General features: G+C 48.7%; 12 protein-coding genes. 1 reads left to right on the top strand and 11 read right to left on the bottom strand.

Annotated elements, in window-relative coordinates; genetic code table 11:
• The first annotated feature begins 27 nt into the window (after positions 1 to 27).
• On the top strand, positions 28 to 720 hold the full coding sequence (locus D1627_RS16400) for a hypothetical protein (protein ID WP_119433372.1): 693 nt from the start codon (positions 28 to 30) through the stop codon (positions 718 to 720).
• Positions 721 to 796: 76 nt separating this feature from the next.
• Here the strand turns inward: D1627_RS16400 and lysA are convergent, their stop codons facing one another.
• The 11 genes from lysA to D1627_RS16345 all read right to left on the bottom strand — a co-directional run.
• On the bottom strand, positions 797 to 1,969 hold the full coding sequence (lysA, locus tag D1627_RS16395; protein ID WP_233555673.1) for a diaminopimelate decarboxylase: 1,173 nt from the start codon (positions 1,967 to 1,969) through the stop codon (positions 797 to 799).
• Positions 1,932 to 3,263 (bottom strand): aspartate kinase, encoded by a 1,332-nt coding sequence (locus D1627_RS16390; protein ID WP_119433370.1) that lies wholly within the window; start codon positions 3,261 to 3,263, stop codon positions 1,932 to 1,934. The genes lysA and D1627_RS16390 overlap by 38 nt, the downstream gene beginning before the upstream one ends.
• A gap of 147 nt (positions 3,264 to 3,410) precedes the next feature.
• Complete coding sequence (locus D1627_RS16385) at positions 3,411 to 4,607, bottom strand: beta-ketoacyl synthase N-terminal-like domain-containing protein (RefSeq protein WP_119433369.1); 1,197 nt, start codon at positions 4,605 to 4,607, stop codon at positions 3,411 to 3,413.
• Between the two features lie 84 nt (positions 4,608 to 4,691).
• Positions 4,692 to 6,008, bottom strand: a complete 1,317-nt coding sequence (gene bioA / locus D1627_RS16380) for an adenosylmethionine--8-amino-7-oxononanoate transaminase (protein WP_119433368.1) — start codon at positions 6,006 to 6,008, stop codon at positions 4,692 to 4,694.
• Between the two features lie 52 nt (positions 6,009 to 6,060).
• On the bottom strand, positions 6,061 to 6,624 hold the full coding sequence (locus tag D1627_RS16375; protein ID WP_119433367.1) for a hypothetical protein: 564 nt from the start codon (positions 6,622 to 6,624) through the stop codon (positions 6,061 to 6,063).
• A 97-nt stretch (positions 6,625 to 6,721) separates the two neighbouring features.
• Positions 6,722 to 7,336 (bottom strand): dethiobiotin synthase, encoded by a 615-nt coding sequence (bioD, locus tag D1627_RS16370; RefSeq protein ID WP_119433366.1) that lies wholly within the window; start codon positions 7,334 to 7,336, stop codon positions 6,722 to 6,724.
• Positions 7,333 to 8,466, bottom strand: a complete 1,134-nt coding sequence (locus D1627_RS16365) for an aminotransferase class I/II-fold pyridoxal phosphate-dependent enzyme (RefSeq protein WP_119433365.1) — start codon at positions 8,464 to 8,466, stop codon at positions 7,333 to 7,335. Before D1627_RS16365 ends, bioD begins: the two co-directional genes overlap by 4 nt.
• A gap of 68 nt (positions 8,467 to 8,534) precedes the next feature.
• Positions 8,535 to 9,536: a biotin synthase BioB gene (gene bioB / locus D1627_RS16360; RefSeq protein ID WP_119433364.1), complete on the bottom strand. Its 1,002-nt coding sequence runs from the start codon at positions 9,534 to 9,536 to the stop codon at positions 8,535 to 8,537.
• 274 nt (positions 9,537 to 9,810) lie between these two features.
• A complete protein-coding gene (locus tag D1627_RS16355) occupies positions 9,811 to 10,227 on the bottom strand; it encodes a hypothetical protein (RefSeq protein WP_119433363.1) in 417 nt (138 codons plus the stop codon).
• A gap of 86 nt (positions 10,228 to 10,313) precedes the next feature.
• Positions 10,314 to 11,243 carry an alpha/beta hydrolase gene (locus D1627_RS16350; RefSeq protein ID WP_119433362.1) on the bottom strand — a complete coding sequence of 310 codons (930 nt, stop codon included), beginning with the start codon at positions 11,241 to 11,243 and terminating at the stop codon, positions 10,314 to 10,316.
• A 139-nt stretch (positions 11,244 to 11,382) separates the two neighbouring features.
• A partial coding sequence (locus tag D1627_RS16345; protein WP_233555672.1) for a hypothetical protein occupies positions 11,383 to 12,134 on the bottom strand: 752 nt, incomplete at its 5' end.

Below are 12,134 nucleotides of genomic sequence, written 5' to 3'. Positions count from 1 at the left end.
ATAGCTATACCCTTATCCCTATTTCTTATGATAGCTTTCTTGTTCTCTTCCTGCAGGCAAGATGAGGCTTCACCTATAAAAAACGTTAAAGCAGGCCCTAAACTTTTAGGTGCCCAAGCCGGCAACAGAGCCTGCACAACTCATACATACTTTTACGGCGACGAGCAGAAGAGCCTTGGCAATGTATTTACCAAGCAGATTTTGGTGGCTTTCGAATCAGGCTTAAGTCCGGAGGAGGAGGCAAGCGTTGTGGCCAAATATAATTTTGTGGAAGAGAAGAAAGGCCAATTGAGCACTAACTCTGCTATGCTGCATAACATTGAGTTGGTGAACGGCCTAAACTGCAAGCAGGTAGAGGTAGCCATGGAGATATTGGCCGAAGACCCGGCAATCGCATATGTATCTCCATATTTCTTGAACAGCGACGGTTTGCTTGGCGTTAGTAACGAAGCCATTGTAACCGTGAAAGAAGGAAACACTGAGGCACTGGCCAGTTTGGCGGCAACCTACAACGCAGAGGTGCTTATGCCGTTAAGCGGAGAAACCTATCTGCTGCGCGTGGATAAAAACTCTGAAGGAAACGCATTAGAGCTTGCAAACTACTTAAACGGCCAGGATGGCATTGCGCACGCCGAGCCTGACTTTGTGGTATCCCTGGAGGTGCCCGAAGCAAATCAGCGATTGGCAGATAGAAGAAGCCGCTCCGGCAGCCACAGGTAAAGTATAAAAGCATAAAAATTAGAAAAGCCAGCCCCTTAACCGAGGCTGGCTTTTCTGTTTTTATGCTTCGTTCTGGCTATACGTAAATAGCCTCTGCCTTTGTGCGCAGGTTATACGCCGAAGCCATTACCTCGCCATAAGCACCGGCAGTTCTAATTGCAATAAGATCGCCGCGATTGGTTTCGGGCAGCATCACTGCCTTTCCAAAGCAGTCGCTCGACTCGCAGATCGGGCCAACCACATCGTAGCGCACCTCTGGCTTTTGGCTCGTCAGGTTCACTATTTTGTGGTAGGATTGGTATAAAGCCGGGCGGATCAATTCCGTCATGCCGGCATCAAGTATGGCAAAGTTGGTGGAGATACCATTTTTGATGTAAAGCACTTTTGAAATCAATGTTCCGCATTGCGCCACCAGGGAGCGGCCTAACTCAAAGTGCACCTGCTGGCCGGGTCTCAATTCTAAGAATTGGTTAAACAGCCCAAAGTATGCCGCGAAGTCCGGTATCGGGTTTTGCTCCGGATGGTAGTAATCCACGCCAAGGCCGCCGCCCACATTCAGGTGCTCCAGACGGATGTTATGGGCCATGAACCACTCCTGAAACTCGTTTACACGCGTGCAAAGGTTCTTGAAAACCGTCAGGTCCGTGATTTGGGAGCCAATGTGGAAGTGGATGCCGATCAGCTTTATATGCTTGAGTTGCTGCAACAGTTCGATAACGCTATCCAGCTCCCAAGCATTAATTCCGAATTTGTTTTCCTCGAGGCCAGTGGTAATATACTTGTGCGTGTTGGCGTTTACATTCGGGTTGATGCGGAGCGCCACGCGGGCTATGGTATCCTTCTTCTCAGCGAGCTCATTCAGTACCTCCAACTCATGCTTCGACTCGCAGTTGAAGCAGAAAATCTGCTGGTCCAAGGCGTAGTTTATCTCGTCATCGGATTTACCTACACCTGCAAAAACAACTTCTTGCGGCGTGAATCCATTCTCGATAGCGGCTTTTACTTCGTTGCCACTTACACAGTCTGCCCCAAAGCCGTGCTGGCGCATTTCGTTAAGTATAGGTGTGTTGGCATTGGCTTTCAGGGCATAGTGCACATGAAAGTTATACTTGCCGGCTTCCTGCTGCGCGTTTTGTAAAGTTTGGCGCAACATGTTCATATCATATACATAAAGCGGCGTAGCGTGTTGCTGCAGCTGCTCCAGGTTAAGGTTAAGCATCGGCGCTGTTTCTGTCAAAAATTCCATCATTCAGTTTTGTAAGTGCCTCCACCTTGTCGGTGGTGTTGATCAGGAGGCTGATATTATTCTTGCTTCCGCCGTAAGATATCATGCGGAGGGCAATGTGCTGCAGCGACTCAAAAATAGCTAAGCCCGAACCGCTGCGTTCCGAAATAAAATCACCTACCACGCAGATAATTGTTTGGTCGCGGTCTACTTCCACTTGCCCAAATTCCTTCAGCTCTGAGATAATCTCATTGAGGTATTTATCGCTGTCAATAGTCAGGGACACGGCAACCTCAGACGTGGTGATCATGTCGATTGGCGTTTTGTAGCGCTCAAATACCTCGAACACGCTGCGCAGGAAACCATAAGCCAGCAACATGCGGCCAGATTTTATCTTGATGGCCGTAATGCCATCTTTTGCGGCAACCGCTTTAATTCTTCCGCCCTCGGCTTCGGCACTGATGGTTGTACCTTTTGCCTCCGGCTGCATGGTGTTTAGCAGCTTTACCGGGATGTTCTTCTGCTTGGCTGGCAACACGCTGCTCGGGTGCAGAATCTTTGCCCCAAAGTATGCCAGCTCGGCCGCCTCGTCAAACGACAGTTCCGCAATTGGGTAAGTGTTCTTAACAATGCGCGGGTCGTTGTTGTGCATCCCGTCAATGTCCGTCCAGATCTGTATCTCAGATGCGTCAGCGGCAGCGCCGATCAGCGAGGCAGAGTAATCGGAGCCTCCACGCTTCAGATTGTCGATCTCGCCGAACGCGTTGCGGCAAATAAAGCCCTGCGTGATGAAAAGCTCTGTACCTGTGTATTTTTCCAGCTCTTTTCTCAGCTGCTTTTCGATGTATGCGTTGTCAGGCTCCTCGTTCTCATCGATCTTCATGAAGCTAAGGGCCGGCAGCAGCACAGAGTTTATACTTTGCTCCTCCAGGAAAAGCTGGAACAAGGCTGTGCTAAGCAACTCGCCCTGCGCCAGCACGGCACGCTCCTCATGGATCGTGAACAGATCCAAGGTAAAGGCGGTGAGGTACTCGAAATGCTGGGTGAGCAACTCGTTGGCCTGTTTCTTCTTATCATTGGTGATGTAGAGTTCTTCTACTACCTGTTTATACTTATCGTGCAGCGCCTGGATAAGCGCCTTCGCTTCGGAGTGATTGTTCTGGTACAGCGTTTCTGCGATCTGCACCAACGCGTTGGTAGTGCCCGACATAGCCGACAGCACTACAATTTTAGGCTCACCGTTATGGATGAGGGAGGCAACTGCCTTCATTCTCTCAGCAGACCCCACAGAGGTGCCGCCGAATTTTAGTATTTTCATTTAGAAACTAAAAAATGAATAATGTTTTACTTACAAAAATAGCAAAAAATGGGGTCAATAATGATCGACAAGTTAAAACAGAGAAAGTATAAAAACTAAAAAAGACAGCCTTATTTGATGCAAAGAGGCTAATTGGATTTGTTAGAATCAAGCCAATGCGATAATCACACTAGATGCGTTCCCACCAAAACCAGCGGCATTTACCATGATGCGCTTTATAGCTTTGTGATTTTGTGGCGTAAGCACATGAGCGTAGGTAGGTGAGGTGTACTGTTGCTGCTTAAGTATATGTATGGCATAATCCATACTGAGCGCACCTGAAGCCCCCAGAGTATGACCAATAAGCCATTTGTTTGTAGTAATGGCCACCGGTGTAGCAGCCCCAAAAACAGCCTCAATGGCAGCCAACTCAGCCTTGTCGCCGGCGCGGGTGCCGGGTGTGTGGGTGATGATCAGGTGTACTGTCTGGTCTTCGGGAGAGAGTTGCGACAGCGCATGCCGCATGGATTTCTGGAAGTTTATACCTTCTGCCGAGATGCCGGTTTTGCTCACGAGCTTCTCAAAGCCCATGCCCACGGCTTCTACCAGAACATCACCTGGCTGAAGCGAATCGCTTTGTTCGATGGCGAAAACCGCGGCTCCCTCCCCCAGCGTAAAGGTGTTCTGTTTTTCCAGAGCGTAAGGTTGGCAAGGAAATGGATGGCCAGAAAGCTTGGAATAAATGCCAACGGCTTTCATTTGGGCGATGGTGAAATCGGTGAGCGGTGCTTCGGTGCCACCCACCAGGAAACGTTTGGCCATGCCTGCCCTGAGCCAGGCAACCCCGTTGGCAAGCGCCATCAGGGCTGTGCTGCAGGTAATGGAATGGCTTATTTGAGCGCCACCAGCGTTTACGGCATGCGCCACCCAACTGGATAAGTTGCCGAGAGTCGTGGTAGGGGAGGCAGATGAAGAAAGCTGCTTGTGCTGAAAATCCTCAAAATGCTGCTCAAACAGGCCTGTTGCCCCACGCGAGGAGCCAATGTTCACGCCAAGGTCATCCGCAACGGAAGCATCTTCGGTGAGCCAGCCGGCTGCCATACTTGCCTGCCTTGCCGCGTACACCGCCATCAGTACCGAGCGGTCTAATTGCTTATAGCTTGGGTTAGAGTCCAGTAACGAGTTAAGCTGCTGCTCTGCCTCTTGTGTAAGTGCCGCAACAGGCGTGGCTATGCCCTGGTGAAGTATGGTTTTAAAAGCGGGAACGCCGGAAGCATAAGCCGCTGCCACAGTGCTGGCATCATGCCCAAGCGGAGAGATGGCGCCATGGCCCTTAATGATGATATGTTGCTGCGGTGCTTTCAAAACTGATGCAAAGGTACGCGATAATTGCCAAAAATTAACCCGGCAGGCCGTTTTGGCTTAGCTGCAGGGTTAATTTGATGTAGCTTAATCGTGCAGCATGTCCAGGTCGGGGCGCGGGTGGTGGCGCTGGCCGGTTACAACTTCTTGCATGCCGTGTATGGTTTTGTACACCTGGTCCAGTTGCGCATCAGTGATGCAGTAAGGCGGGATTACATAGATGATGTTGCCAAGCGGGCGAAGTATAACGCCATGATCCAGGCCAAAGCTATAAAGCGTGTCGCGCAAATCGCTGAAGTAGGAGGTGCCGCCATCCTCAAACTCCACAGCCAGGATGGTGCCGCACTGCCGGGCTTCTTTTACCTGCGGGAGGTCTTTTATACTTTGGATGAATGCTGCGTGCCGCGCTTCGATATGTTTTATACTTTGCTGGGTTTCCTCCGTCAGCAGTAGATCCATACTTGCCAATCCGGCTGCGCAAGCTACCGGGTTGGCGGTATAACTGTGCCCGTGGAAGAGTGTTTTGCTTTTATCGTCGTGCAGGAAAGCCTCGTAGATCTTCTCGTTGCAGGAGGTAGCGCCTAAGGCCATCGTGCCGCCGGTCAGGCCCTTAGAAAGGCAAACCATGTCGGGTTGCTCGGGCAGATACTCGCTGGCAAAAAGGCGGCCGGTTCGGCCAAAGCCGGTCATTACCTCGTCGGCAATGGTTAAGATATCATGCGAGCGGCAAATTTTCAGCATCTGGTTAAGCACCTCTGGTGTGTACATTACCATGCCAGCCGTGCCCAGCACCAGCGGCTCATAGATAAACGCAGCCACATCGCCAGTGGCGGCAAAGGCTTCCAGCTGTTTTATACTTTCCTCCTCGTTGCCGGCCGTGGGCACATCAATAAATGCCACCTCAAACAAGTATGACCAGAACGGCGCGGTAAAGGCACTGCGCGCACTCACCGACATCGCCCCAAATGTATCGCCGTGGTAGCTATCGCGGAAGGCGATGATCTTCTTTTTGGGTATGCCCAAGTTGTTCCAGTACTGGATGGCCATTTTCATGGCTACCTCCACAGCCGTGGAGCCATTATCGGAATAGAAGATGCGGCTTTGACCCTGGGGCAGAATTTGCAAAAGGCGCTCGGCAAAGGTAACAGCCGCCGGGTGCGTGAAGCCGGCAAAAATAACATGCTCCAGCGTGCTGAGCTGCTCCGATACTTTCTGCGCAATGTATGGGTGCGCATGGCCGTGCAGGTTTACCCACCACGAGGCCACGGCATCGATATACGTTGTTCCATCCTCGGCAAATAAAAGCGCTCCCTCGCCCCGCACAATGGGTATGGGAAGGGCGGCGGTTTTCATTTGCGTGTAAGGGTGCCAGATGGTATGTTGGTCGCGTTCGGCTAGGTTCATGGCAATGTGATTTAAGTTGATAGTATAAGGTGCTGGCGTACAAGTATGAAATTTATACTTTAGCGATCTGCCGCAGTATCTTTCTGCCCCGGGCCAACATGGCCGGAGAGACTTGTTGCAAGTAAAACTCCGTTTGGGCCTGCAGCTCTTCCTTTATCCAGGCAAAGGTATGAGAGAAATTGAAAAGGATATCGAGGCAGTTTACTTTTACCGCCACCGGTGTGCTGGGGTTGATGAGCCAATCAAACACTAGCGCCGCGATTGGCTCCTGTTTTTTAATATCACCAAACGCCTTTTTATACCTTTCAGATGCTTTGGGGCTAGTCAGGTGCATCAGGATTTTGGTGAAATGCCGCTGGCAGCTTGGGTTTTGCTGCTCGGGCAACCGGCTGATGAACTCCGGCAAGTAGGGCAGAAAGCACTCAGTAAAGTATGCTTCCACATGCTCCAGCACCCAGGCCGCCCTGAATGCAAGGGCTGGAGATTCTTTCAGGAAACTAAATCCTAATAAAGCAAAAACAGGAACCTTGCCTTCGCCTGCCAGCGTGGCTAGTTTCTGTGCGCGTTCCTTCGTCAGTGCTGAAGACAAAATCTGATGTAATTCTTCTTTTGTCATGACTCAGAGTTGTAAGGCCTAAAATTGGAATGGCTTACCTGTCGAACTATAAGTTTCTTGAATTATAGTTAATGTATTATGTTATATAGGCAAAAGTCTATAAATATCCATCGAATGTTTTGGCGTACTCGGCCACAGTATCCTTGCAGAAATCAGCTTCCTGGCGGATGGACGGAAGGCGGCGCAGGCCTGTATACTTCACGATGAAGTCTTCTGAAGTTGCGTTCTCCTCGCCGTTAAAGATAATGCCCGCCACCGGAATCTTACGGTAACGCAGTACTTCGGCTGTAAGCAAGGTATGGTTAATGCTGCCTAGGTAGTTGCGCGACACAAGTATAACCTCCAGCCCAAGTTGCTGCACCAGGTCCAGCACCAGGTAGCGCTTGTTCAACGGAACCATCAGGCCGCCGGCCCCTTCCACGATCAGGTTGTTCTGGGTTTGCGGCAGCTTCATGCCTTTCACGTCAATCTCCACGCCTTCGGCAGCGGCGGCTTTGTGCGGCGAGGCAGCCATTTTAAGGCTATAGGCTTCCGGGTGAAAAACCGATTTCTCGTTAGAAACCAAGCTCTTTACCGTGTCGGTGTCAGTAAAATCGAGGCCGCCTGCCTGCACCGGCTTCCAGTAGTCGGCTTGCAGGGCTTCGGTAAGTATGGCTGCGGCAACTGTTTTGCCAACGTCCGTTCCGATGCCTGTTACGAAATATTGTTTCATGTACCTTGGGCTATGGCCTGCACGAGGCCCTCAATTTCTTCTTCTGTATTAAAAGCATGCACGATCACGCGTAGCCGTTCCGTACCTGCAGGCACGGTGGGAGGCAGCACGGGGCGCACGTCAAAACCTTTTTGTTGCAGCGCAGCCGCCAGCTCTTTAAGCTTTTCAGGCTGATGCAGAAAAACCGAAAGGATAACACTGCCTTCCGGGGTGCAGCGGATGCCGCTAAGTTTGTTCAGCTTCTGGTACAGGAGCTGTGCTCGTCGTTTTACTTGCTCCCGGGCCTCATGCAGCGCGGGAAGCAGGGTGTAAGCGCATTTAAGGGCAACCAGCGCGTGCGTTGGCAACCCAGTAGTATAAATAAAGGCGCGGCTGTAATTGATGAGAAACTGGCGGAGCACCTCGGGGCCAAGTATGGCCGCACCGTGGCTGCCAAGGGCTTTGCCATAGGTTATTACCTGGGCAAACACTTCCTGCTCCAGCCCCAGAGCCGAAACCAGGCCTTCGCCATTCTCTCCGTAGAGGCCCACGGCATGTGCCTCATCCACAATTAAAGCGGCCTGTTGCCCGGCGCATAGCGCGGCAAGCTGCTGCAAAGGGGCCTGGTCGCCATCCATCGAGTACACAGACTCTACCAGTACATAAACCTGCCCAGTGGCCAGCTTCATTTTTTGGCGCAGATCGTCTACGCTGTTGTGCCGGAAGCTATAGGCTTTGGCAAAGCTCAGGCGCAGGCCGTCTTTCATGGAGGCATGGCTGGCCTCGTCATAAAAAACAGTGTCGCCGCGCTGTGGCAAAGCCGATAGCAAACCCACGTTAGCCGTGTAGCCGGAGTTAAAAAGCAGCGCTGCCTCAGCGCCGTGGAAACCTGCTATTTGCTGTTCCAGCTCCTCAAACAGGCCATGGTTGCCCGATAGCAGCCGCGAACCCGTGGCGCCCAAAGGCAGGTGTTTATACTTGAGCTCTTCCTTGTGGATAAGTGCCCGCAACTCAGGGGAGCGAGCAAGGCCGAGGTAATCGTTTGAGCAGAAATCTACCAGGCCGGAGCTGGTTTTTAGCGTCCGCAGGTTACCCTGCGCCGCGCGCTCCGCCAGTTTCTGCTGCAATCTATTGAGCAAGACGTTAGACATAAGGCGTTAGATTTTAGACTTCTTTTATCAGCGTACAATCAACTTCATAAAAGTCTAAAACCTATTGTCTAGCAGCTAACGTCTACTACTTCTTCTTTAAATGATTTTCTAGGGTTTAGGCCCAGCAGCTCGAACATGGCTTTGTCTGCGTCGAAATCCGGGTTAGGGGTTGTGAGCAGCTTTTCGCCGGTGAAGATCGAGTTGGCGCCTGCCAGGAAGCAAAGCGCCTGGTCGGTTACGCTCATGCGCTCACGGCCAGCCGATAGTCTTACCATTGATTTTGGCATCAGGATACGGGCAGTGGCGATCATGCGCACCATTTCCCAAACCGATACCAGTGGCTGATGCTCCAGCGGCGTGCCTTTTACCGGCACCAACGCGTTTACAGGTACAGATTCCGGGTGCTGCTCCATCGTTGACAAAGTATAAAGCATCTTCATGCGGTCTTCGTCTGTCTCGCCAAGGCCAATAATGCCGCCAGAGCAAACCGAAATACCAGCCTTGCGCACGTTGTCTATCGTGTTCAGGCGGTCGTCGTAGGTGCGGGTGGTAATAATGCTGGCGTAGTTATCCTCCGATGTATCCAGGTTGTGGTTGTAGGCATACAGGCCAGCCTCTTTCAGCTTCTCGGCCTGGTACTCATTCACCATGCCCAGCGTGCAGCATACTTCCAGGCCCATGTCGTTCACGCCTTTCACCATGTCCAGCACCTTGTCAAAGTCGCGGTTATCGCGCACTTCGCGCCATGCCGCGCCCATGCAGAAACGGGTAGAGCCGCCTTCTTTGGCGCGCTGCGCCGCTGTAAGTACTTGCTCCTGGCTCATCAGCTTGTGCACATCCACACCTGTATGGTAGCGGGCTGCCTGCGGGCAGTAGGCACAATCCTCGGAGCAGCCGCCAGTCTTAACCGAAAGCAGCGTACAAACCTGCACCTCGCCTGTGGCCTGGTACTGCTTGTGCACATTGGCTGCCTCTACAATCAGTTCCAGTACTGGCTTGTTGTAGATGGCTTGTATTTCCTCCAGACTCCAGTCGTTGCGGAGAGCTGTGTTTTGTCCGTTCTGCGTCATGGTACTCATATTTTGGGTTACGAAGGTAATTTGAAGATTTAGGAATTAAAAATCAAAAGAATGGGCAGAATTGGTGGATAATTACCTAAGTGGTTCAGCTTGTGTGTGTTTTATGTGGATAAATCTTTTTGTTGATTTGTTGAGAAAATTTGCTCCCCCGATAACGCGGCGCTGGCTAGCCATAAAAAAACCGGCTAGTGGGCCGGGGCTGGTGAAAGTGGGGGGCGATGATTTGTAGCTGCCATGAGCCTGTAGTATGGCTGCAAGTATAAATCTATCGCACTTCAATGTTTTGCGCCATGAAAAATGCTTTAAGCTCATCCACGACAGACTCTATTTTACTGATGCGCCTTTTCCGGCCGCCATTTAATTTCAAGTCAAGAAATTTTTTTCCGTTTCGTTCTTTAAAAACAGCCATTCCGATTTCCTGAAGGCTAATCTCGCGCTTCGTACATTTGAGCAGCGCAAAAATCAATCCCACAGCGTGTAACACCCCTATAATCAGCCCAGACCATAACAGAAACTCATCTCCCGTTTTCTTGTATCTTAAATAAGACAGGGTGCCGTAGATAATCCAGATTGCCGCTGAAGCAACTCTCCAGACTTTTTCCTTTTTCGCTCTGTCCCGGATAATGATCGCCTTGCTGCCAAGCACGATTTCTCCTTTTTCTAAAAGTAAAGTTGTTTTCATTTAAAGGGGGAATTGGTGAGGTTAACGGTTTATGTATAAATTGTTTTGAAAAGGTCAATAGAATTTATACAACTTGTTAGCAGACGTTATTTTTTAAACAAAAACTCCAAAGGAATATAGAGCCTTTTACTCCAGGCATTTTCACTATGATTTTCTCCCGGTAAAAATTTAGTGATCCAATTATGTTCGTTATATCCTTTTTTGACCATCAACCGGTCTACCTTTTTTTGGATTTCCGGATACAACTTATCTAATGTTTCATCTCCAGAATCGAAGTAAATTTTATGACTTTTGGGGTTTGGAAGGTTTTTATTCAAATACTTAATAAATGCATCTGGTATTGGGTTGTTATCAAGTGTAAAAGTGCCTGGCCAATGCGTTGATAAGCAAGCTGCCCCTCCAAATACTTTTGGGTATTCGCAAATAGCATACATAGAAATCAAACCTCCCATGCTGCTGCCCATCACAAATGTGTTTTCTTTGTCAGCATAAACCGAATAGGTTTTATCAATATAAGGCTTTAGCTCTTCAACAATAAATTTAAGGTAATTGTCGGATTGTGGGCTAAATAGTTTTTTTACCGGAACGTGAGAGCGTTTGAGTTGGGCGTTTACCGTGTCTCGTTGGCTATTTGATAAAGACTCAAATGGTTTTTGCGGAAAGTAATCAGCGTGTCGTGTTTCTCCTCCATTCCAAATGCCAACAACAATAAACTCTTTAATCTTATTTGATTGAAATAATTTGGAAGCCGCATCATCTACATTCCATGCTTGTTTGTTCCACGAGCTTTCAGGGTCGAACAGCATTTGTCCATCATGCATGTATAGCACTGAATATTTTTTCGATTGAGAATAACCTTCTGGCATCCATATGTCAACATTTCTGGATGTTATATACTTTGACTCAAAATTCTCAATACGCTCAATCTTACCATGTACAACTTTAGGAAGCGTGTTTTGTGCTTTTGCTGTAAAAATTAATGATAAGACTATAACAGCACTTATTAATTTTTTCATCTGTTATTTGTGTAAAATGCTTTTCCGCTTTTCTGGGTTTAATTTATGCTAACGTTACTCGTGCAGCCGAAGCCCGCAGCATAGCAAGGGCTAAGGCTGCACTTGGTTGGCAGATATTGTTGTTTTCGGTTAACCAAGTCTATTTTACTGATATTGCAACCATGGTTTTTGCGTCTATGGCTCTTTGAATTTCTAAATCATCATTTATATGTTTAGACGCATCAGGTATAGCTAAATATATTTCCTTATTCCCTTCAATAACATCAAATCTATATGATATCCACATCCTCTCCTCTGGAAAGTTCCCATTGCAAAGTCTTAAAGCACCTTCATTCAAACCAATTGTAAATACACCCTTGTTGCCTAGGATAATACCAATCTTAATTTTGAAATCTGACTTATTACAACCATAGTAGGTTAATATAGCACCTTTTCCTTTACTTACATTTAGGTTTTGGTCATTGATTACTCTAAAATCATTTTCATCAGCAGGGTCACGCATATCATGTTTGGGGTACTTGGAAAAGAAATAAACACTTAGTGGGATATCTATATTATCTACTAAAGTGTCTTGCTCAGTTATTGTATTAAAGAGGTGTTTATCTGGAATTACAGTTTCAAGCCAAATAGTATCACCTACTTTATAGTCTTTTTTAAAAGGTTTGATACTTACCTCTTCAAGAAAATGAGGTTGATAAGCTGGCTCAGGCTCATTACCGTCACATTGTACAGCAAGAGACAGAAAAGCAAAGACATAAAAGAAGACGTGACAGATTCTTTTCATTATCATTCGAATTTTAACATTATAAAAAATACCTGCCAACGTTAAGTCTAGGTGGCGTCTCGTTGGAGGGTCGCTGTGCTCTGCAAGGTTCCTCCAATGGCACCTAG

It is taken from the genome of Pontibacter oryzae (assembly GCF_003576375.1).
Taxonomy (GTDB): Bacteria; Bacteroidota; Bacteroidia; order Cytophagales; family Hymenobacteraceae; genus Pontibacter; species Pontibacter oryzae.
Note: the sequence above shows the minus strand (reverse complement) of the source record. Positions and strands in the feature narration are given on the sequence as shown.

Excerpts from the sequence above, each read along its gene's own strand:
- D1627_RS16400 (WP_119433372.1), top strand. The coding sequence starts at position 28 with ATGATAGCTTTCTTGTTCTCTTCCTGCAGGCAAGATGAGGCTTCACCT.
- lysA (WP_233555673.1), bottom strand. The coding sequence starts at position 1,969 with ATGATGGAATTTTTGACAGAAACAGCGCCGATGCTTAACCTTAACCTG.
- D1627_RS16390 (WP_119433370.1), bottom strand. The coding sequence starts at position 3,263 with ATGAAAATACTAAAATTCGGCGGCACCTCTGTGGGGTCTGCTGAGAGA.
- bioA (WP_119433368.1), bottom strand. The coding sequence starts at position 6,008 with ATGAACCTAGCCGAACGCGACCAACATACCATCTGGCACCCTTACACG.
- D1627_RS16375 (WP_119433367.1), bottom strand. The coding sequence starts at position 6,624 with ATGACAAAAGAAGAATTACATCAGATTTTGTCTTCAGCACTGACGAAG.
- bioD (WP_119433366.1), bottom strand. The coding sequence starts at position 7,336 with ATGAAACAATATTTCGTAACAGGCATCGGAACGGACGTTGGCAAAACA.
- D1627_RS16365 (WP_119433365.1), bottom strand. The coding sequence starts at position 8,466 with ATGTCTAACGTCTTGCTCAATAGATTGCAGCAGAAACTGGCGGAGCGC.
- bioB (WP_119433364.1), bottom strand. The coding sequence starts at position 9,536 with ATGACGCAGAACGGACAAAACACAGCTCTCCGCAACGACTGGAGTCTG.
- D1627_RS16355 (WP_119433363.1), bottom strand. The coding sequence starts at position 10,227 with ATGAAAACAACTTTACTTTTAGAAAAAGGAGAAATCGTGCTTGGCAGC.
- D1627_RS16350 (WP_119433362.1), bottom strand. The coding sequence starts at position 11,243 with ATGAAAAAATTAATAAGTGCTGTTATAGTCTTATCATTAATTTTTACA.